The organism is Asaia sp. HumB (assembly GCF_030263835.1).
Lineage (GTDB): Bacteria > Pseudomonadota > Alphaproteobacteria > Acetobacterales > Acetobacteraceae > Asaia > Asaia bogorensis.
In genome coordinates this window covers 2091622-2113932 of sequence record NZ_JARPML010000002.1, presented here as the reverse complement: position 1 = coordinate 2113932, position 22311 = coordinate 2091622, and the positions used below count along the sequence as shown (strand labels likewise).

General features: G+C 61.3%; 15 protein-coding genes, 1 pseudogene and 1 riboswitch. Of the genes and pseudogenes, 8 read left to right on the top strand and 8 right to left on the bottom strand.

The annotated features are described in order from the left end of the window. Positions 1 to 656: 656 nt before the first annotated feature. The 5 genes from P5689_RS15620 (at position 657) to P5689_RS10610 (ending at position 5313) form a co-directional block, all read left to right on the top strand. On the top strand, positions 657 to 851 hold the full coding sequence (locus P5689_RS15620) for a hypothetical protein (protein ID WP_408868542.1): 195 nt from the start codon (positions 657 to 659) through the stop codon (positions 849 to 851). Further along, positions 842 to 1729, top strand: a complete 888-nt coding sequence (locus P5689_RS10625) for a cation diffusion facilitator family transporter (RefSeq protein WP_408868541.1) — start codon at positions 842 to 844, stop codon at positions 1727 to 1729. Before P5689_RS15620 ends, P5689_RS10625 begins: the two co-directional genes overlap by 10 nt. Continuing rightward, positions 1723 to 2622 (top strand): cation diffusion facilitator family transporter, encoded by a 900-nt coding sequence (locus tag P5689_RS10620; protein WP_285533121.1) that lies wholly within the window; start codon positions 1723 to 1725, stop codon positions 2620 to 2622. Before P5689_RS10625 ends, P5689_RS10620 begins: the two co-directional genes overlap by 7 nt. Before the next feature lie 140 nt (positions 2623 to 2762). Further along, entirely contained in the window at positions 2763 to 4199 is a 1437-nt protein-coding gene (locus P5689_RS10615; protein WP_285533120.1) for a chloride channel protein, read from the top strand. Between the two features lie 118 nt (positions 4200 to 4317). Next, a complete protein-coding gene (locus P5689_RS10610) occupies positions 4318 to 5313 on the top strand; it encodes an LLM class flavin-dependent oxidoreductase (protein ID WP_285533119.1) in 996 nt (331 codons plus the stop codon). A gap of 138 nt (positions 5314 to 5451) precedes the next feature. Here P5689_RS10610 and P5689_RS10605 read toward each other — a convergent pair whose 3' ends face one another. The 8 genes from P5689_RS10605 to P5689_RS10570 all read right to left on the bottom strand — a co-directional run bounded on the left by P5689_RS10605 (position 5452) and on the right by P5689_RS10570 (position 18555). After that, entirely contained in the window at positions 5452 to 7335 is a 1884-nt protein-coding gene (locus tag P5689_RS10605) for a glycoside hydrolase family 15 protein (protein ID WP_285533118.1), read from the bottom strand. Positions 7336 to 7395: 60 nt separating this feature from the next. After that, positions 7396 to 8910, bottom strand: a complete 1515-nt coding sequence (locus tag P5689_RS10600; protein WP_285533117.1) for a carbohydrate porin — start codon at positions 8908 to 8910, stop codon at positions 7396 to 7398. Between the two features lie 217 nt (positions 8911 to 9127). Then, positions 9128 to 11578: a TonB-dependent receptor plug domain-containing protein gene (locus P5689_RS10595; RefSeq protein ID WP_408868574.1), complete on the bottom strand. Its 2451-nt coding sequence runs from the start codon at positions 11576 to 11578 to the stop codon at positions 9128 to 9130. A 136-nt stretch (positions 11579 to 11714) separates the two neighbouring features. Further along, entirely contained in the window at positions 11715 to 12353 is a 639-nt protein-coding gene (locus P5689_RS10590) for a histidine phosphatase family protein (RefSeq protein WP_285533113.1), read from the bottom strand. Between the two features lie 14 nt (positions 12354 to 12367). Beyond that, the gene (locus P5689_RS10585; protein WP_285533111.1) at positions 12368 to 13687 is read right to left on the bottom strand and encodes a cobyrinate a,c-diamide synthase; all 1320 of its coding nucleotides are present in this window, start codon (positions 13685 to 13687) and stop codon (positions 12368 to 12370) included. 90 nt (positions 13688 to 13777) lie between these two features. Further along, complete coding sequence (gene cobN / locus P5689_RS10580) at positions 13778 to 17125, bottom strand: cobaltochelatase subunit CobN (RefSeq protein ID WP_285533109.1); 3348 nt, start codon at positions 17123 to 17125, stop codon at positions 13778 to 13780. Positions 17126 to 17128: 3 nt separating this feature from the next. Continuing rightward, entirely contained in the window at positions 17129 to 18142 is a 1014-nt protein-coding gene (gene cobW, locus P5689_RS10575) for a cobalamin biosynthesis protein CobW (protein WP_285533108.1), read from the bottom strand. Next, on the bottom strand, positions 18139 to 18555 hold the full coding sequence (locus P5689_RS10570) for a DUF1636 domain-containing protein (protein WP_285533107.1): 417 nt from the start codon (positions 18553 to 18555) through the stop codon (positions 18139 to 18141). Before P5689_RS10570 ends, cobW begins: the two co-directional genes overlap by 4 nt. A gap of 142 nt (positions 18556 to 18697) precedes the next feature. Next, positions 18698 to 18903: riboswitch (cobalamin riboswitch) on the bottom strand. A gap of 155 nt (positions 18904 to 19058) precedes the next feature. Between P5689_RS10570 and P5689_RS10565 the strand changes: the two are divergent. From P5689_RS10565 to P5689_RS10555, 3 genes and pseudogenes are all read left to right on the top strand, one after another. Next, positions 19059 to 19771, top strand: a pseudogene (locus tag P5689_RS10565) (response regulator). Continuing rightward, entirely contained in the window at positions 19768 to 21195 is a 1428-nt protein-coding gene (locus tag P5689_RS10560) for a HAMP domain-containing sensor histidine kinase (protein ID WP_285533105.1), read from the top strand. Before P5689_RS10565 ends, P5689_RS10560 begins: the two are co-directional and overlap by 4 nt. A 141-nt stretch (positions 21196 to 21336) precedes the next feature. After that, complete coding sequence (locus tag P5689_RS10555; RefSeq protein ID WP_023979180.1) at positions 21337 to 22104, top strand: DUF3313 family protein; 768 nt, start codon at positions 21337 to 21339, stop codon at positions 22102 to 22104. The last annotated feature ends 207 nt before the right edge of the window (positions 22105 to 22311 follow it).

Genomic DNA, 22311 nt, shown 5'->3' with positions numbered 1-22311 from the left:
GCGGCAGTTCCGCTCCGGATCCTGTGTTTTATTTCCGCCAGAGAGGACGCATCGCCCTTCCGGGAGTGAAGAGATCCGGCTGAAGCCGGACATGGAAACTGTGACGCCGCAGCCCCTTGGCGCATCTGCCCGACGGACGACCGGAACTTGCCGCGCACGGCCGGGACTGTCCTTTCGGAAGCTGGAAGACCCGAGGCGCAAACTCGGAAAAGCTGAGAGACCTTCACCAAAATACCCAATAACGTTAAAAGCTCATTAACGGCCAGTAGCCCAACTCCGTGCCACGCATACCACCCCAATAAAGCCGATAATTCAATAACGAAATTGAATGATTCGATGACAAACCCTTTCTGGACGGAATAACCACCCGAATCATTCACTTTCCATTCTATTCTTTTATCAGAAACCGGGCACATACATGTCGTTAAACAATCGATGCATTACAATTTGACTAAGTGTTTCATAGTAACGATTTTAGAATTACGTTAACTTTTGAGACAGAATCGCCCATATTGTGCGCCGCCCGTCATTTCTCGCTCACAGTCCGGCTTCGCCTTGGCGGGTATCGTGTCGATGCCCTATATGATCCCTGACCAGCACAATCCCTGTGGCAATTTCTTTCGAGAGCAATTTCATGGCCGAACACGCCTGCGACCATGCCCACCACCATGATCATGACCCGCATGGACATGACGCAGATACGCATGAACACGGTCATGACGATCACGAAACACATGGGCATGGGCATGGGCATGGGCATGGGCATGGGCATGGGCATGGGCATGGGGGACACCACCATGTTCATGAGCCCGCAAGTTACGGCAGAGCATTCCTTCTGGGGATGGCGCTGAACATTGCCTATATCGTTGCCGAGACCATCTGGGGATTATTGGCTCATTCCCTCTCGCTCCTTTCGGATGCCGGGCACAATCTATCCGATGTGCTCGGGCTCGGGGCGGCATGGCTTGCCCATAGTCTGGCCCGGCGTGCGCCGACCACGCGCTTTACCTATGGGCTCAAGCGCTCCACCATTCTCTCGGCCCTTGGCAATGCGGTACTGCTGCTGTTGGTGACCGGCGGTATTATCTGGGAGGCTATCACGCGGCTTGTCGCGCCGGGGGAGGTTGCCGGGCGCGTGGTCATGCTGGTGGCGTTCGGGGGGATTCTGGTCAATGGCGCGACAGCCCTGCTTTTCATGCGGGGCGGCAAGGATGACCTCAATCTGCGCGGTGCCTTCCTGCATATGGCCGCCGATGCGCTCATGTCCTTTGCTGTGGTCATTACGGGTTTCGTCATCATGATGACGGGCTGGACCATTCTCGACCCCATCGTGAGCCTGCTGGTCTGTGTGTCCATCATCATCGGTACGTGGTCCCTTCTGCGCGCCTCACTCGATATGGCACTCGATGGCGTGCCCGAGCAGATCCGTCTGGATCAGGTCGAAGCCGGCCTGCTGGAGCTGCCTGATGTTGAGGGCCTCCATCACCTGCATGTCTGGTCGCTCAGCACGACTGAAACCGCGTTGACCGTTCATCTTGTCAGCAATGCCGACGCCACGAGGCAGGCCGGTATCCTGCGGGAGGCGACCACCATGCTCGCCAGGCGCTTCAGGATCGGCCATGCAACCTTCCAGATCGAGGCCGCCGGGTCGCCTTTTCCCTGTAGCCCTCATAATCACGGGACGACATGCCGCGACAATCCTGCCTGTCAGGGTGCCGTTTCATGCTGAAGCAGCCGGAAAAGATCGTTTTCGGCTGGTTTTCGCTGCTCGTCAGCCTCGTTGCCCTTGGGCTGAAATACGTGGCCTGGCGCGTCAGTGGCAGTTCTGCCCTGCTATCGGACGCGCTTGAAACGATCATCAATGTCGCTGCCGCTCTAGGGGCTCTGTGGGCACTGAAAGTGGCGCAGCGTCCAGCGGATGAGAACCATACCTACGGGCATGACAAGGCCGAATATCTTTCTGCCGTGAGCGAGGCTGTTCTGGTGGTGCTCACTGCCATAGGCATCGCCTGGGTCGCGTGGCAGAGCTGGTGGGCGCCCAATCATGATCTCGCCCCGTGGCGTGGCATCGTGTTCAACGCGCTTGGCGGTGTGGTCAATCTGGTCTGGGGGCTCATTCTGGTGCGTCAGGGCCGCATGCGCCGCTCGCCCGCCCTTACCGCCAATGGCCGCCATGTCATTTCCGATGTCTGGACCACAGTCGTTCTGGTGATTGGCATCGCGCTCATCCCGCTCACCGGCTACACGCGTCTCGATGCCATTCTCTCAGCTCTTGTGGCCGTGAACGTACTGCGCGTCGGATTCGACATGATGAAACAATCCATCGCCGGGCTGATGGACGAAGCGCCGGACACGGACACGCTCCAGATGATCCGCGCAGTCATCTCTGAACATGCCAGCGGTGCGATCGAGGCCCATGACATCCGGGTACGTACCGCAGGCAGTGTCAGCTTCATCGAATTTCATCTGGTGGTGCCTGGCACCATGACGGTATCGGACTCGCATGATATCTGCGACCGGGTCGAACACGCCTTGCGCCGTCATATCGGACGCGCCCTTATCCATATCCATGTCGAGCCTGAAGAAAAGGCCAAGCAGACCGGCATCCCGGTGCTGGCCTGAAACGATGAACGGGCGAACCGGAAAAGGCGACGCCCGTTACGTTTTTTCGTGACAAGAGTTTCTTGACCAGTTGCCCGGGGTGCTGGCAGGAGCGTTCCTCATCGGTCGGGGCTTCCTGACCCTCAGCCAGGCGAGAACCTATGCGCCCCAGCACCGCTTTGCGGCAAAAGAACCGGATTCTGCATCTGCGCCGCTCTGCGCGCCGAACCACCACGCAATGGCGACGCACCCTCACCTACTGGCTGGGCGCCGTTCTGGTCGGCGTCGTGGCTGTCGCTTTCGCAGGTACGGCGGACTGGGCCGCCCGCGCCCGAGGCCGCCTGCTGCACTGGGATCCCTATGTTATGCTGGTGGTCGTACCCGCGGGTCTGGCCCTTTCAACCTGGCTCACCCGTCGCTTTTTTGCAGGTGCGCAAGGCAGTGGTATCCCCCAGACCATCGCCACACTGCATATCGAGAATTTCTCGATCGTTAATCGTGTTCTCTCGCTGCGCATCGCCTTCGCCAAGATCATCCTTACCTGTTTTGGCCTGCTCGTTGGCGCGTCCATCGGCCGCGAGGGCCCTACGGTGCAGGTTGGCGCCGCGATCATGCACGGCTTTTCGCGGTTGCTTGGCATCTCGAACGTGGCAGCCCGTCGCGGCGCCATTCTTGCTGGCGGTGCCGCAGGCGTCTCGGCTGCCTTCAATACGCCTCTGGCCGGAATCGTTTTTGCCATTGAGGAACTCTCGCACTCCTTCGAGCAGAAAACATCGGGCACCATGCTGACCGGTGTCGTGCTCTCCGGTGTGACGGCCATCGCTCTCGTCGGCAATTACTCGTATTTCGGGCATACGGATGTCGATGTCCCCATTGGCACAGCCTGGATTGCGGTGCTGACCTGCGGCATCGTAGGGGGGATTGCGGGCGGAACATTCTCGGCCCTGCTCATCCGCTTCTCCAAAGGCCTGCCAGGGCGCATCGGGGCGCTGATCAAGGCACGACCAGTTGCCTTCGCGGCGTTGTGCGGTCTGGTTCTGGCACTGCTTGGGCTGGTATCGCACGGCGCGACCTACGGCACAGGCTATACCCAGGCCCGCGCGATCATTGACGGCTCGGAGCATTATCCGGCGTCGTTCTTCGTGCTGAAATTCATCGCGACCGTCGTGTCCTATTGCTCGGGTATTCCGGGCGGCCTCTTTGCCCCTTCCCTTTCCGTTGGTGCCGGAATCGGCGGCTGGATCGCGCAATATCTGCCCCATACAACAGCCGGCGCCGTGGTGCTGCTGGGTACGGTGGCCTATTTCTCTGCCGTGGTGCAGGCCCCGCTGACAGCGACGGTCATTGTCATGGAAATGTGCGACAACCAGCAGGTGACGCTTGCCCTGATGGCCACGTCCTTTCTCGCTTTCGGTGTCTCGCGCATGATCTGCAAGCACGCGCTTTATGGCGCGCTGGCCGACCGCTTCATGGAGGCAGCGCATAGCGCCGCCCCTGCCCCGATCTATACGCGCAGCAGCCCCAACCCCAGCCCTGCCATCGAGACTCTGGTCGAGGAAAGCGACCAGAAACCGGGCGACAAGCCCCACGAGGCCTGATCCGAGGCCAAAGCCCGGCGGTTACGTGCCCCGCGATTGATCTGATACGCCGCGAGGCTACGCCCCCGGATCGCTCCGGGGGCTTTCAGAGCGCCAGGCAGCATCCCATATCGGGATCATGACATCGCTCTCAGTACTCGATCTCTCCTTCATTCGCGAAGACGGCACGGTTCGGGATGCTCTTCTTGAGTCCCGCAATCAGGCAGTTCATGCGGAGGCCCTTGGCTTTCATCGCTACTGGGTGGCCGAGCATCACGCCATGCCCGGCATTGCCTCGGCGGCCACAAGCGTTGTGATCGGCCATCTGGCCGCAGCCACGCAGACAATGCGCATCGGGGCGGGGGGCATCATGCTGCCCAACCATGCGCCGCTCGTCATCGCCGAGCAGTTCGGCACGCTTGAGGCGCTCTTTCCCGGACGCATCGATCTGGGGCTTGGCCGGGCACCGGGTTCCGATCAGCGCACCATGCGTGCGCTGAGGCGTCATACCGACCATGCCGAACGCTTCCCTGATGATGTGCTCGAGCTCATGGCCTATCTCGCACCTGCAGGCAGTGCCAATGGTGTGGTGGCCACGCCGGGCGCCGGAGCAAATGTGCCGGTCTGGCTGCTGGGGTCATCGCTGTTCTCGGCGCAGCTTGCGGCGGCGCTGGGGCTGCCTTTCGCCTTTGCATCGCATTTTGCACCGCAGATGAAGGAGCAGGCGATCGCGCTTTATCGTCGCGACTTCCAGCCTTCGGCCCACCTGGCCGCACCCTATGTAATGCTTGCGGTCAACGTGATTGCCGCCGACACAGCAGAAGAATCCGATTACCTTGCCACGTCACGGCGCCTGTTCGTGGCAGCCCTGCGTCAGGGGAAACCCGGACGCATCCTGCCGCCGGTCCTGCCAGAAGATCTCCCCTGGCCGCGAGAGGTCAGTGCACAACTCGATACGATGCAGGGCACCAGCCTGATTGGCACATGCGAGCAGGTGGCTGAGGGCATGGAGCGATTCATGGCCCGCCATGCGCCCGATGAACTGATGATCAGCGCGCCAATCTATGCCCCCGCAGCCCGTCTGCACGCACTGACACTCGCTCGCGAGGCGTGGAGGCTTACGGGGCGCGGCTGATTCTCCCCTGCACGCGGTCAGTCCTGATTTGCCTGCACTATGCCTGGTAACGGACCGACAGGATGTGAGGCCGTGAGCGTGAGCCGTCCTGCCTTGATCGAGACGTGAACAGCCCATCCAATCGGTGAAGTGCCCGCCTCAGGACAAATCGAATGCCTTCATCCTGTTGCCTGCAAGCGCACAGGCTGCGTGGATGACGCCGAGATGGCTCAGCCCCTGCGGCGTGTTGCCCAGATACATTCCCGTCTCAGGGTTGATCATCTCGGCCATGATGCCGGTATTACTTGGCAGGCGTTCGAGGAAACTGCCGTAGAGCCTTTCGGCCTCATCTTTCTCCCCCAGAAGATACAGCGCCTCGACCATCCAGCAGCTACAGGCCAGAAAGGCGCCCTCCTCCTCACGCATGCCGGTATAGCGGAACAAAAACGGCCCGTGGCCCAGCTCCTCTCGTATCGCACGCAGGGTCGAGAGCATACGATCGCGCCTGTCCAGACCAAAGGGGACGGCAAGCGCGATCGATGCGTCGAGACCGTCCGATCCGGGGTAGAACAGATAAGCCTTGCGCCGGTCGCACCAGCACTCACGATCGATCCATTCCAGGATACGGTCTTTCTCACGCGCCCAGCGCGGCGCGCGGTCCTTGGCCAGATGCCCACGCTCAGCCATCTGGCATGCGCGATCCAATGCCTGCCAGCAGCTGATCTTGGACATGGTATAGTGCTGATCTTCAGTCAGTTCCCAGATCCCGGCGTCTTTCTGGCGCCAGTGATCGGCGCAGCGATCGGCGAGATCGGCCAGAAGCACGGCGGTCTTCTGGTCGAGCAGATTGCCTCGCGAGACGAACAAGGCTGCCGTCTCGAAAATATCGCCATAAATACCATGCTGATGCTGACCCGCCGCGCGGTTGCCGCTCACGACAGGCTTGATACCGCGATAGCCCTCGACCTCGTCGTAGACAATCTCGTCATCGACACTCTGCCCCGAGAGGCCATACATCACCATCGGGCCTGACTCGCCGAGGTGATGCACCAGCCAGGCCAGTGCGGCCTTGACCTCGGCCACCGCGCCAAGCCGCAGGAACGCATTCGCCACATAGGCGGCATCGCGTATCCAGGCGTAACGGTAATCCCAGTTCTTGCCGTCCTTCAGCCGTTCGGGCAGCGAGGTTGTGGCTGCCGCCGCAATAGCCCCGCTCGATGAATAAAGCAGCAGCTTAAGTGCCAGCGCGCTGCGCCGAACCTGCTCACGATAGGGGCCGTCATAATGGAGGGTATTGGCCCAGCTGCGCCAAGCCTCATCGCTGGTCTCGATACGCCCGTCGATCTCCTCAACACTCGGCACGGCAAGAGGCTCGTTTTCGGTGGCGACCAGCGCCACGAGGGCATGGGTTTTCTCACCCACCACGATCTCGGCCTCGATGGCCTCATCCTCTTCGCGGAGGATGCGCATGTTGGGCGTGTGCACCATATGGGCGAGCACGGACCCCACATGGAAGATATTGCCGTTCTGTGTGGTCTGGATCCAGGGCGCGACAGTGCCACAGCGCGTGCCGAGCCGGAAACGCACGATGAATGTCATGCGCCCCGTCAAACCCTCGATACGCCGTGCAAATTCGGTCCAGGGCAGACGCCCGGCGAAGGTACTGTTGAGCGATTCTGTAAGCCTGGCCGAGCCCGTCTCGGTTTCGATCAGGGTTTCGAGAACGTTGCTGTCCTCACGATAGCGCCGCGTGGCCTTGTAGGCGCCGACAGGGCGTATCTGGAAGAAGCCGCCCGCACGATGCAGGAGACGATCGAACATCGGCGGTGAGTCGATATTGGGAACACAGAGCCAGTCCACACTGCCATCCGGCGCCAGCAGCGCCACACAACGGCCGTCGCCAAGGGCTGCATAATCCTCGATTGGCCAGAACCCGTCGAGGGGCCCTGCGGGAGAGAGCTCCCTGGCCAGTGCGGGAAGGTCGTGCGTCATGGGCGCTTCTCTCTCGATCATGCTGAGCTCACAGGCCGTGGCGACGGCCATGCAGTCTCGTCGGGCCATTGCAACAATCGAGAGAGGGGCAAGGTTGCCCCCCGGTATTTTTCAGAAGATTTCTATGTGGCTCTTGAAGCCCAGCATGGCCTGATCGCGCAGCTGTTTCTGGGCACCCGGATTGAAATAATACTGGAAGTCAGGCGCAAAGGTGACACCGCGCAGCACGTGGATCTGATACATCGCTTCCACCACATACGCACTGGTCTGCGGGAACAGCGAACCATTGGGCAAAGGCAGGCCCTGCGCTGCGTACAGACGCTGGGAGCGCGTCAGATCGTCCGACACATGGGTCCATGAAAAATTCACGCCGACCGCATCGAGCGGGCGCGACTTCCAGAAACCGCGATCCAGCACACCAAACGAAAGCTGATCGGCGCGGGTCTGTGTCTGGGCCTTGTTGAAATAGGCGGCCCCGATCAGGGTCACACCGGCATCAGGGGCCTGACCGGGATGATGATAGACCATCTGGTCAACCAGCCCCCATGCGGCCCAGGCACCATGCACATCGCGTGGCTTGAGCCCGCTCAGGGCGAAGGGATTGCCGTTGCCGTCGTAGTAATTGTCCTTGTGGTCTGCCGTGTCATAGGCGAAGCCCGCCTTGTAATGGCCCGGCAGGGAATGGTCATGGCCGAAACGCGGCTCCCAGATGAACTCGACCGGCATGGCCTCACCATCGATGGTGGCCCCGTTGAACTTGAAACCCGTGCGCATCTGGGCATTGCCGTAAATGGCCTGTGTCTGGGTGAAATAGACACCGAACTGGAAGATCGTGTTGTCGGTCGGTCTCAGGCGGAAGCGGGCTGCCCAGTTGGCGTCGGGATAAGAGGCATGGGCGGTGTTATCGCTCGACGCTTTCGGATTGCCGCAGAACGCGTTGTTCATGAAATTGCAGTAGAGCGGGTTTGCCGAGAAATCTGACAGGAAGGACATGCGCCCCGCTGCGACATCGAAGCGGTCGTTGAACATGGTCTCTTCGCCATAGGCGTAAACAAGGTGGACGAATACGTTACCACCGCCGCCATAGATTTCCTGACTGGGGTTCAGATTGTCCCCGAACATGCGGCTGGCCGGAATACCGTAACGCCCAACAATCACGTCATGGGTGGAGAAGCCGGTCCAGCCTGCCAGACGCTCCCAGTCGATATCGTTTTCCATCGAATACTGACCGGCATTGCTGGCGCCCTGACGCAGACCGAGGCCTTTTGTCGGGGCATTGAGCATGCCTGACATTTCATTCGTATTGTCGAGCAGGATCGCAATGCCGCGTTCACGCAACCAGGCATTGATGCCCAGAGGATTGACGAAGATTGCCTCCGGCTTGGGCAGGGGGGCGACCGTCGTGTCCTTGTGCAACTCCGACAGCGATGTCTGGGTCAGGGCAGAGGGCTGCTGCCCTGCATTGACCGCACCGAGCCCGGCGGGTGCAGGAACGGCGTTCGCTGCTACGGCGGGGTCGGTCTGTGCGGATGCTATGGCCGTTGTCGACTGCTGTGCGTGAGCCACGGGGGTCAGGCAGGAAACGGCAAGGCAGGCGGAAAAGAGGCGCAGGACGGTAGAAGACAATGTCTGGCTCAAGCTCCCTGTGAACAGATGACCGTCTTTTAAGAAAACTGACAGGTTTTTTGGACCCTGAGAGTCGTCATTTTATGCCGGTTTCGTGAGCAGACCACCACTGACGGGGAAAAAACACCGTTAAATCTGATGCAAAGTATTCATGACAAATCATTGCTGGACCGGCATAGCCGGTCGCAGCAGGGGAGCCGTCACGTTAATCGCCGATTCAGAGATCGTAATTCACGCGGAAATAGTAGTAGCCGCCGTTAATGCCGAGCTGCGACGTGCTCATGTAATATTGCGGGGCACCAAGATAGCGGTTTCCGTCAGGCACGCGGCTGGGATAGGCCGAGAAGATGTTGTTGCCGCCGATCGTGGCCGTCCAGCGAGGGGTAATCCGGTAGCTCACGTCCAGATTGGTCGTCCATTTCGGCTTGTTCTGGTACTCCAGAAAATGCGTCGTGCTGAACTGATAAGGTCCCGGTGCATAATAGGTCAGCTGGTTGGTTGTCTGGCCCCAACGGATCTCGTGCAAACCGACGATCCACTTGGCGTGTGTCCAGTTGCCACCAAAGATGATCTTGCTGCGCGGATAGGCCGTCGTCAGATAGGCAATCGACGCTGCATTGAGCAGCGGCGCGCCCGTGACGGGGTTGCTCGCCTGATGCGACAGACGCGTGCGGTTGAGATTGATCGCGGCATCCCAGTCGATACGACCATAGGCGCCGAGCTTCGTCAGATAGGTGACCGTGATATCCAGACCCTGCGTGCGGGTGCTGGCCACATTGGCAAACCAGTTGGCCGTGATCGCACTCTGGTTCCATGTGCTGATATCGGCAGGCAGCGCAAAGCCGTTCATCTGCATGGCGCTGATGGCCGTTGCACCAGAGATATTGCCCCCCGGCATGATCCGGTCGCGCATGTTGATCTGGTAGATATCGGTCGTGACATGCAGATTGCGGATCGGCTCGACGATAAACCCACCCTCGGCATTGGTCGAACGCTCCGGCTTCAGGCCAGACGAGCCATTGGCCAGCGCACCGGGTGAGCCCGCACCGATCAGGCCACGCGCTGCAGTCGGCGAGATATTGAGGGCTGAGTAGTATTTCTGGGCCAGTGTGGGCGCATGAAAGCCATTGCTGATCGTGCCGCGCAGGGCGATACGGCGCGTGATGTCATAACGCAGCGAGACCTTGCCGTTCTGGGTGTTGCCCACATCGGTATAGTGCTCGTAACGCCCGGCCAGGTCGAGTTGCAGCCCCTTGGCGAGATAGGTCGAGATATCGAGATAGCCCGCCGCGACATCGCGGCTGTAATTGCCCGCATTGCCCGGATTGGTACCCGCCAGAGCATCGGAGCCGTTACCATAGAGCGACCCCGGCGATCCCGTTCCTACGGAATAGCCTTCATAGCGATAGGACGCGCCACCGGCGAAGTTCACGCTATGCGGCCAGCCACTGAACGTGAATTTGCGGCTGAAATCGAAATCATTCGTCCATTGTTGGTTGTTGAAACCTTGGACATTGAATGAGGTCGGCGTGGCGCCCGTCGCCTTGTTAGTCGAGAGATTGACCGAGTTGATCAGCCCGATATCGTCGTAATCGCGGCCATAGACACTCGACACGTCCCAGTGCCAGCCACGGAAATCACCCTTGATGCCGGCCTTGAGTTCATAGTCGTTTTCATTGAGCGTCTCGACCGGCGAATAGCCCCAGGGATAGATCGCCTTGTAGGCGGGATAGGCATTCAGCGATGAGGCCAGACGGTAGTTCTGGTAGGATTGCGCATAGCGATGGGCATAAGTGCCGAGCGCGTAAAGCTGGATGTTGTCCGTCAGATCATAGCCTGCATTGACGGAAACGCTCTCGCGCGTCTGCTCCGGCTGGCTCAGGATATTGTTCTGATACGTGCCGGTGCGGTTATCGGCAGCGCTGCGATAGGTGTGATCCTGATGCACGAAGTCACCGCTGACATGCACAAAGCCGCGCGAGCCCAGACCGGCCCCGCCATCGAGATAGACACCCTGCTGGAAGCCATCGCCCTCTGACGTAATGCCGGTAATGTTCTGGGCATGAAAGCCGCGTGCCTGCTTCTTCAGGATGATATTCACCACTCCTGCCACGGCATCCGAGCCGTACTGGGCGGAGGCACCATCACGCAGCACTTCCACATGGTCGATCGCCGACATCGGGATCATGTCGATGTCAGATGCCGTCGAGCCCTGCTGCGGGCCAGGGTTGGAATAGATATTGGCCGTGTTGTGACGGCGCTTGCCATCAACAAGTACGAGCGTCTCGTTCGGGTTCAGACCACGAAGGCTGATCGTGTCCGTCATCGCACCCGCATCGAAACCGGCGGTCGGGGTGGTAAGCGACGGCAGAAGAAGCGAGAGCGCATCGCGCAGCGTGCCCTGCCCGGTGGCGGCAATCTGCTTGTGCGACACGATATCGAGCGGCGCGATGGAATCACGCGCCTTCTTGCCGATCTCGCGCGTGCCCGTCACCACGATGGCCTCACTGCCACCATCGGCATCGCCAGCGTGAACCGGCGCAGACTGGCGCGTGCGCAGCGCGTTTTTCTTGCCGGCATGGCTGGCCGCCGGATTAGCCGGGGCCGCAATGCTGCTTGCGGGGTCTGCTGAGGCTGTTTGCGCCAGCGCCTCACCCCCGCAGGACATCAGACACGTCGAGGCAATGAGGAAAAACACCCCCTTGCGCGCGACTGATGGCAGGAGGGTATGGGAGCGTAACAGCATGACAAACCTTACCGTTGATTCAGGATTGCCCCACTCCTCATTCGTCTGTTGCAGTTTGTCAACGGATCGGCGACTTTTGCGCAACAAACCCACCGGGATTGTTGAAAAAATGCAACAGAATTGCCGCACCCTGTGCAGGGGCCGGGTCTGACACCTCGAAAGGGCGGCGCTCCGCCAGCGCCAGCATCACGCGCAACGGGCCACCATGTGTGACGATGCAACAATCCTGAGCCGCTGCCATGCGCTCCTGCCAGAAACCCGTCACACGGTGCGACAATGCCTGCACGGTTTCGCCCCCACCCGGCGCATAGCCCATCGGGTTGGCCGCCCATTCATCCAGCGCAGCGCGCGACACGTGTGACCAGAGACGGTTTTCCCAGGTGCCAAAATCCAGCTCGGCCAGACGGGAATCGCTCTCACACGCCATCGGCCTTTGTCCTGCCTGAGCACCCTGTCCGGATACCTCGACCAGCAACTGAGCAGAGAGAGCGCAACGTGATGCGGGCGCATGAAACACCCGGATTTCAGGGGACACGAGAGGCCCCGTCGTGCCTGAGGATCGCGCGACCATTCCTTCGCACCAGATACGCTGCCAACCGGCAACACAGTCCTGCCAACCCGCGGCCAGATCAACGTCCAGACGCCCGTAGCATAGCCCCGCCACCACCTGCACCGCAGGGTGGCGCGCCAGCAGCATGGAAAAAGCCGGTGTCACGTGTCTGACGACGGTCTGGGACCAGACAGCATGTGAAAGAACGTGCCTGAAACCAGACCACGTCGGCTGCCCGCCTCACCCAGATCCTGCCCCTCACCATCACGCAGCGTCACGAGAGCCTCGTCCGAGCCACGATCCGTAACGCTTGCATAATGGAATTCATGCCCACGCAGCACCTGTCCGGCCGCGCCGAGCAAGCCGTCATGGCACAGCCGCGCTTCACGATAGCCGAGCACCATCCTGCGGCGTGCGAAGGAGGTCCGGTGGGATAACAGCCCCAGCATGGGATGGGTCGCGCCCGATGCATCCTCGAGACCCGCGCCCAGCACCATATACCCGCCGCACTCGCCATGGACCGGTCGTGTCTCCGCAAAACGCGTCATGCCTGCCCTGAAGCGGCTGGCTGCTGCCAGTGCCGCCGCATGCAATTCCGGATAACCACCGGGCAGCCAGCAGCAATTCGCATGCTCCGGTGGTGCTTCGTCAGCCAGGGGTGAAAAGGTCAGGATTTCCGCCCCGGCCTCACGCCATGTCCGGGTGTGATGGGCGTAAAGGAAGGAAAAGGCAGCATCATCAGCCAGAGCGATAACCTGCCCCGGGGGCCTGAGCGTAGCCCTGTCCTGCGGGGCAGCCGGGCGATACACCGCTGCCATGGCCAATATGGCGTCAAGATCGAGCTCGGCCTCGGCCTTGTCTGCCAGAGCGGCGAAAAAACCAGCCAGATCGCCACGCTCGCGCGCCTGCACCAGACCCAGATGACGCTCTGGCAGCACGATACCCCTGTCGCGCCGGAACACGCCCATAGGAGGATGCCGCAAGGCGGCGCGACAGAGCCTCTCATGACGGTCCGAAGCAATATTGTTCAGAACGGTGCCAGCAATACGCACATCAGGCATCCACCCCGTCATACCCTGTACAATGGCACCCACGGTCTGTCCCTGCCCGCTCGCATCGAGCACCAGCAGAACCGGCATGGCGAAAAGCGAGGCGATATCGGAAGCGGCCCCACGCGCGCCGTCCTCAAGGGGAAGACCATCGAACAGCCCCATGGACGACTCCACGATGACCAGATCCGCCTCTTCCGCCGCCTGAGCCAGCCCTGCGGCCATCTGATCACGGGTCATCGCCCAGCTATCGAGATTGGCGCAGGGTGCCCCTGATGCCTCCTGATGAAACGCGGGATCAATATAGTCGGGGCCTGTCTTGAGCGCCCGCACCTTCAGCCCCCTGCGGCGGAAGGCGGCAATGAGTGACAAGGTGAGCGTGGTCTTGCCCGAACCGGAGCGCGGGGCTGCCACCATCAGCATACGGGTCATGGACTCTCTCTCATGATGGATGCATTCACGGGCCTAGTCTTGCGCCTCAGAACCGTGGGCGTGCTGGACCGGGGTTGCCCTCTTCGCAGATCAAACCGGCTCATCGTCGCTCGCCAGCACTCTCGCGACGGCATTGCTGCGCGGTCGCCACAGATCGCGATCGAGCAGATCAGCAAAACGATGCTTCATGTCTGACAGCGCCTCCGGGTTATGGGCCTCCAGAAACGCGGCACATTCCTCGTTTTCCAACAGCGCCGAGAAGGCGAGATCGATCTGTCGATCCAGCCGTGTGGGCAGGGTCGCCGCCCAGCCCTGGAGCGCTGCAACACCACGCGCCATTTCCGAAGCACCCCGATAGCCATGGCGCATCATGCCCGCAATCCAGCGGGGATTGGCCAGTCTGCCCCGCGTCACACGCGCCACTTCCTGCGCCACATCGCGCAGCCGGGGCGTATCGGGCTGGCTGGTATCGCCATGAAGCAGGATCGGTGAATTCCCAAGGCTGGACGCTGCGGCACCAAGCCCGCCTTCATGCGCTGCCATATCGACACTTTCGAGCAGATCCGTCTCGGCATGGTCCTGCATGTGCAGCACGACCTCTGCTCGGCCCAGACGACTGGCAAGCTCCGACCCGGCCCTGACGCCTTCCCGACCGCCGCCATAGCTCCATTGTGAGCCTTCAAGATAGCGACGGCCAAGCTCGTCCCTATCCTTCCAGCCCCCCTTGCTCAGTGACGCCTCGAGTCCTGTGCCATAGGCCCCCGGTGCCGCACCGAATATGCGCGAACTGTCAGGGTCGAGAGTGAGCGGGTTCCACTCCGCGTCTTCTGCACGCGCGGCCACGGCACGTGAGGCCTGGTCGAACAGATCGATCAGCCCCGGAAAGGCATCGCGAAACAGCCCCGATATACGCAAGGTGACATCCACACGGGGCCGGTCAAGCACGGTGAGCGGCACGATCTCGAAGCCGCAAAGCCTGCCGCTCGTGGCATCCCACCGGGGCTGAACGCCCATGAGCAGAAAAGCCAGCGCCATATCTTCTCCCCCCGTGCGCAGCGTGGCGCTGCCCCACAGATCGAGCACGAGATGACGCAGGTTTTCGCCTTCCTCCTGGATATGCCGTGCCAGCAGAAGCTCGACCGTGCGATGGGCCAGAAGCAGGGCGGCCCGCGTGGGCACCATACGCGGGTCGGTCGTTGTCAGGTTGCGACCCGTCGGCAGCACATCCAGACGCCCGCGTGTGGGTGCGCCCGAGGGGCCGGGGGAGATGAAACGACCATCGAGCGCCGCCAGAAGAGCCAGACGCTCGGCCTCGGGACAGGCATCAAGACGCGCCCTCACCGCCTCGGGGGGGACATGGGCTGTCTCGGACAGCATGGCGACCAGCGCATCATGGCGGGGCGGCGTACAGCCGAAAACATGCAGGCCATCACGTATCTGGAGGTCCTTGACGTCGCACAGATAGGCATCGAGCCGCGCCAGCGCCTCGGCCTCATCCGCCGGATCATCCCTGGGCGTCCTAACGCGTGCACTGCGCCCGTCGGCCCCTTCCTGGCCGGTAGCGCATGAATGGCTTTCGGCCAGCACTCCCAGATCGGCAGCCCGATCGAGAATCTGACGGCGCAGCATGGTGCCGCGTCGCTTGTCCAGCCCGTCTGCCTCGGCATATTCGTCGATCAGGCGTTCGAGGGACTCCATGGCGCTGTCGAGCCCTGCACGCTGCACGGGCGGGGTCATGTGACCGATCATCACCGCACCGAGGCGCCTCTTGGCCGCAGCGGCTTCACCGGGGTTGTTGACAATGAAAGGGTAGATGACCGGCACCCCGTCCAGCAGCACAGCGGGGGCACATTCTGGTGAGAGCGCCACAGCCTTGCCGGGTAACCATTCCAGCGTGCCATGCGTGCCCAGATGCACCATCGCACTGATATTGCCGATGCGACGCAGCCATAGATAGAAGCCGATATAGGCATGGCAGGGTGCAATATCGGGGTCGTGATACTGCGCCTTGCGGTCAGACTCCTGACCCCGACCGGGCTGAATGGCGAGAATAAGAGCGCCGACGCGCAGAAAGCGCACACTGACCGGCTGCGAGGTCATCCCCCATGTCGCAATGACTTTTTGCCGGAACGACTCAGGCAGGGTGTCGAAAGCCGCCCGATAAGCGTCGGCACTCATGATGAGAGTGGGTTCGGCGCGGCACAATCTGTCTGGCAGTTCTGACGCGACGAGAGGTGGCACGTCGTATCCTGCACTGGCCAGCATGGTGGCGATGGCCTCGACACTGGCAAAACTGTCCAGACCCACAGCATGGGCAGCCTGCCCTTCAGCGCCGGGATAATCGGAGAGAACCAGCGCCAGACGCCGCTCGCCCGGGGTTTCGGCTGCCAGACGCAACCAGCCCTGCATCTGGCGCACAATTTGCGCGATACCGGGGGCATAAGCCACGCGCCGGGCTGGCAGGCCGGGCGGTGCCTCATCGCGAAACGATATGGGTGCCCCTGAAAGACGACCGTCAAATTCGGGCAGGACGATCTGCATGGCAAGATCGGACGGTGACAGCCCCCGGGCGGCCTTGCGCCATCCTTCAAGCGTCGTGCCCGGCTGGAGCAGCTGGACGATGGGCACACCCGCTGCCTCAAGGACCGATGCCGCGCCATCATCCCCACGAGAGGCGAAGAACGTGGCATTCAGAATGATGTCGGGAGGCTCGTCCACTAGCCACCGGTCGAGAAAAGGCGCGACTTTGGCCGCGCGAAGGGACGAGACATACACCAGATCGACCCCGCATCCGGCGGCTGCGATCGCCTCTGCCAGCGCATCGATGCCATCGAGATCGGCAGAAAGGAGGTGGGCGCGGTAGAACACGACCAGAGCCCGACTGGAGACGTCCGTGTTCAGGCGACGGTAAATTCCGGCGTCAGGCAGCTTTTCGGCCTCTGCCCCGTCATCCGCATTTAATCCGGCAATGGCTCCCATGAGGGTGAGCGCACAGCGCAGATTGCGTGTTCCGCCCTCGCGAAACAGGCTGTCAAGCCGGGCCCACTGGGCGGGCGCGATGCTCGAAAGGCTTTCGAGTGCGGTATTCGGCGTGGCCTCGCCGGTGATGAAGGCCAGTGGAATGGCCTTTCCCCGGCAGACAAGCCTGAGTTCATCCACGCCGTAACGCCAGTATTCGGTACCCCCGAGCAAGCGCACCACCACACAACGTGCATGGGTAATCGTCTGCTCCAGATAAAGATCGACCGACAGGGGATGACGCAGGCGCGACAGGGTGGCGACCTGCAAACTGGGGTCTGAAGCCCTGTGCACATCGCGCAGGCCCAGCAGGTCACTTTCGGAAAACGACAGCAGGACAAGATCGGCTGGCGCGTGGGCGAGGTCCTCGGCCACGGCCTGCCCATCCAGATCATGCGTTTCCCGAAAGAGAATATGCACGGCTCAGCCTGCGTCGAAGCTGCGCTGCACAGCCTTGGGGTCAAGCCCATGCAAACCGATCACAACCAGCCTGCCCTCTGGCGCCTCGCCCTGCTCATAGGCATGTCGGATACGCGCGCCCACCGCCTGCACGCCCAGACGAAGGCTCTTGCCTGCCACGCGGGCAAAGCCTTTCATACGCAGCACATCATGCTCACGCACCACCTTCTCAAGTCTGGCGATAAAGGCCTCGGCACTGGCCTGTTCGGGCAGGCTCAGCACGAAACTCGTAAAATCGTCATGCTCATGCTCATCTGCCCCGTCATGATGCGAGGGGCGTGCTGCCAGATCGTCCTCTGCCGCAGCGGCAAGGCCGAGCAGCACAGCCGGATCGACACGCCCTTCACGGGCACGAATCACGCGCACCCGGCGCTTGCGTGCAGCAAGACCAGCCTCGACCGCAGTGAGGGCGGCGTCATCCAGCAGATCCGTCTTGTTGAGAATGACCAGATCCGCTGAATCCAGCTGATCCTCGTAAACCTCTTCGAGCGGGTTATCATGGTCGAGCGACTCATCTTCCTCGCGCTGTTTCGCCACGGCCTCCGGGTCATCGGCAAAGCGGCCATCGGCCACTGCCGGGGCATCCACCACGGTAATCACGCCATCCACCGTCATGCGCGTGCGCACGCTCGGCCAGCCGAACGCCTTGAGCAGCGGCTTGGGCAAGGCAAGACCCGAGGTCTCGATGACAATGTGATCGGGCGGGGTCGGGCGATCGAGTAGGGCTTCCATGGTGGGGATGAAATCATCCGCCACGGTGCAGCACAGGCAGCCATTGGTCAGTTCGACGATATCTTCCTCAGGGCAGTTCGGAATACTGCACCCGCGCAGGGTCTCGCCATCGATGCCAAGAGACCCGAATTCATTGACCACGATCGCGATGCGGCGGCCATCCGATTTCTCGATCAGGTGACGCAGCAGGGTGGTTTTACCCGCACCAAGGAAGCCGGTGATGATGGTAACAGGAATCTTGCTCATGACAGTCTTTCAGATGCGGCAGGTTGGGCGGGTGCAGCGGGTTGAAGAGGTTCGCCTGACGGCGACAACTGGCCAGGAAAACGCCCCAGAATGATATCGCGCAGGCTTTCAGGACGCTTTGAGGGCATGACCGTTCCTGAGCGCGAGTGTTCATAGGCCTTGGCATAGACCATCAGATCCTCCGCCAGTTCTGGCCTCAACCCTCCCAGAAGCCAGGACCATTTGCCGGGCATGGACAGGGTGGCGGTGCAGCCCCGCTGGCACGCCGCAAGGCATTTGACCCCCTCGACACGTACACCGGCGGTGGTCGCCTGCTGCAAGAGTGCCTCGTGCAGCGCCTCACCCCCGTCCCTGCAGGTGAGGCAGACATGAATGACGGGAGGCGTATCGCAAGATGTTATCGGTTCGGCCATGAACAATCCCGGACCAGGCCCGCAAAACGGGCGCAACAGGGCACAAGGATGATTGCCGGGATATCCCGGCCTGCCATGAGCCGCCCCTCGATGACGGGTGCGGGTTCATGGTCTGTCGCGCTCCGGGCACCCCGCCGGATCGTGAAATCGGTGACGCGACGGCAGGTCTCCTGGCTCATGGTCCCGGTTGCCCGGCATTGCCGCCCCCTTCCCGGCATGGTCACCAGTGGGCTGCGACGGCAATGACATACCACCTACAGTTGCGGGGGCAGCGCAGGACTGATGCACATGGCACGCACCTGCTTCCCTTTTCACCCCTTGCGAGGCACCGTCGCTTATTTCCTAGCAGCTTTGCCAAAGGAGATGCAAAGCCCGGAGAGGACAGGGCGACGCGCGCCTTCACCCTGTGACCCGGAGCATCGCTCCATCCGATTGTTTGCAACTTGAAACATCATGTCCGTTGCTGACATCATACGGACGAGCCTGCGTGATACGACCGAGGGATGACCCCAATGCCTCATCTTCTTGTTGTCGATGACGACCAGGATATCCTGACCCTTCTCGGCAGTTTTCTGCAAAAGCATCACTATCAGGTCTCCACGGCCGAAACGGGCGAGACCATGTTTGCCATTCTGGACAGGCAGCCGGTCGATCTGGTGATTCTCGATATCATGCTCCGCAATGAGGACGGATTCAGCCTGTGCCAGCGCCTGCGTGCCCGATCCCGCATCCCGGTCATCATGCTCTCTGCCATGGCCGATCTGACTGACCGTATTGTGGGGCTCGAGATCGGGGCCGATGATTACCTGACAAAGCCATTCGACCAGCGCGAGCTTCTGGCCCGGGTCAAGGCGGTGCTGCGTCGTGCCGCCACGCCGGGCGAGACACCCCCGTCGCTGCGCCCTGTCCTTCGTTTCGGTCGCTGGGTTCTGGATGTTGCCCGTCGCGAGTTGCGCGCGCAGGACCAGTCACTCGTCCCGCTCTCGGGGGGGAATTCGATCTGCTGCTGACTTTTGTCGAACATCCGCAGCGCGTCCTTACGCGGGACCAGCTGATGGACATGGCTCGTGGTCCCGATCATGCTGCCTTCGATCGCAGTATCGACGTGCAGGTCAGTCGCCTGCGCGCCAAGCTGGAGGACGATCCCAGAAATCCAACCCTGATACGCACCGTGCGCAATGGCGGCTATATGTTCACCGCTGCGGTGAAACGATGAGATGGGCGAGGCTCCCCCCCGATCGCGCTTTCACACAGGACACCATCTCCCGCCGCCTGATTGTCACAGTGGCCCTTGCCGCCGGGATAACGCTGCTGTTGCTCGCGATCTTTGTCGAATTTGGCGGCCAGTGGAGCAAGCCTGATATCGAGGCCACCGGTATGGTGAGAGAGGTTGGGGCTGTGCTTCGCATGGTGCGGGTCGCCCCCGCCACGGACAGGGAAACACTGCTGGCGGCGGCACAGACCAGACAGATCCATTTCGGGTGGTACCCGGAAACGTCGCCGCTCGCGAAGGCTCTGGCCGCGGGGCATTACCGTCGCAGCGAGATTGAGGAGAGCTGGCATTTCCTGAGCCCGTTTCTGGGGCAAAGGCCTCCTGCCATCGCAGTGTTCCAGGAAGATAACCCTGTCTCTACCCTACCCGGCCTGCCCTATGACCGTTCGCTGTATCACGACGCGTATTTCGTCGGGATCCAGCTCGATGACGGCAGTTGGGTGCTTTGCGTTGCCCTCCAGCGTTTCTGGGGGCTTTACGCCTTTCAGCGCCTCATGCTGGAAGGCATGATGCTGTTTGTCTGGATCATCGCGGTGTCACTCATCGCCTCGCGCCAGCTGTCACGCCCGATCGAATATCTGGCCCATGAAGTCCGCCGGCTCGACGCGCAGCCAAATTACGCACGCGTCAGTGAAGCGGGGCCCAGAGAGATCCGTCAGGTGGCGGTGACGATCAACGCCATGCAGGCGCGTATTACGAAATTCATCCTTGATCGCACCACGATGCTCGCTGCCATTTCGCATGATCTGCGCACGCCGCTCACGCGTATCAGGCTACGCGGAGAGTTCATTGACTGCCCGACGCAACAGAAACTGCTGTTTCGCGATGTTGACGAGATGCAGGCCATGATCGATGGCGCCTTGTCGTTCTTCCGCGACGATGCCTCCCATGAAACACAGACGGCTTTCGATCTTTCAGGGCTGCTTGAAACCGTCGCCTATGATTTCTGCGATCAGGGTCATGATGTGCGGTACGACAATCCGGGTCGGGTGGGATATCGCGGTCCGGTCAATGCCATGAAGCGCGTTTTTACCAATCTGGTCGAGAACGCGATCAAATATGCAACGCCACCGCAGATTATCCTCGCGCCAGCCGATATGACAGACGCACCACCTGCAGGGATTCGGGCAACGGGCTGGGTTGTCACTATTCTCGATCACGGTCCAGGTATTCCACCCGACGCGCTCGATGCCGTGTTCGAGCCGTATTTCCGGCTGGACAAATCGCGCAACCGGCAGACTGGCGGGGTTGGGCTTGGCCTCACATCGGCCCGCACCGTCATGCGCGGTCTGGGCGGCGATATCATCATCGAGAACCGGGCGGAAGGCGGATTGCGTGTGCTTGTCCTGTTGCCAGCTTCCGACTGAAAGACGCCAATATTTCCACATGGCCACAGACGGGACATAACGCAGAAAGACGCGACCGGCAGAAAGAGGGAAATCACCCGGCCCGTCCCCTGTCTGTCAGGAGATTGCGCCGCCTTTCCTGCCCGGGAGACGCGCCTGACCATGTTTCGCCTGCCTTACGCCATTCGTTCCCTCACCCGTTCTCTGGCCCGCAAACCCGCCTCACCACGGCGGATCAACCCCGGATTTCTGTATCCCGTCCTGATAACCGGCATGATGGCGCTGAGCGCCTGTGCCGGACAGGGAACCACGAAGACCGGCTTCATTGCGCCTGAGACCTATGGGCTCATGGCCCATCCTGACAATCACGGTGATGATCTGGTTTTTGCTCCTAAGGCACCGGCCGGAATCGTCTACCGTTATGCAGTGATCGAGCCAGTGCAATGGCGCCCGACGAACAAGGCCGCCCATCTCTCCCCGCAAGCCCAGCAACGCGTGATACGCGCCTTCGAGGATGAGTTGCACAAGACACTGGGCAAGGATTTGGTGATCCTGAACGAGACCAGCGTCGCCACCCTGCCCCCCGGAACAATCCGCATCAGAGCGGCCATCACCAATCTGCGGCGCAGCCAATGGTACTACAATGCCTTGCCCATCATCGCCGGATTTGCGGCTGGCGCGGCAGGAGGCGGCTTGCCCCCCATTCCCCCGCCAGCCCCAGGGGGCGCCAGCGAGGAACTTCTGGCCATCGATGCAAGCAACGGCAGCACGCTTATGGCCATCGCGACCTATAATAACGGCATGCCGTGGAACATGATGGGGCAATGGCTGCCCTACGCCCATGCCCGGCGCGCCTTCCATCTCGCAGCGAATCTGATGGATGAGGAGATGCACAGATCGGGCCTCATCACCCGACCGCTCTCCGGCTGATTGCCGATGCCTTCCACAAGTCCATCGTCCAGAGCGCAGGGGAGGCGGTTCGGCATTGAGACCCGCGCACCCTCATCCCCCCATCATATGTCCCGATGAGACGAGGAGTGTTTTCTCATGCACCCATTACGCCTTGCCGTCAGGCGACACTGGCCCCTGCTCGGCCTTATCATCAACCGGGACGTGCTCACCCTGACCGAGCATATC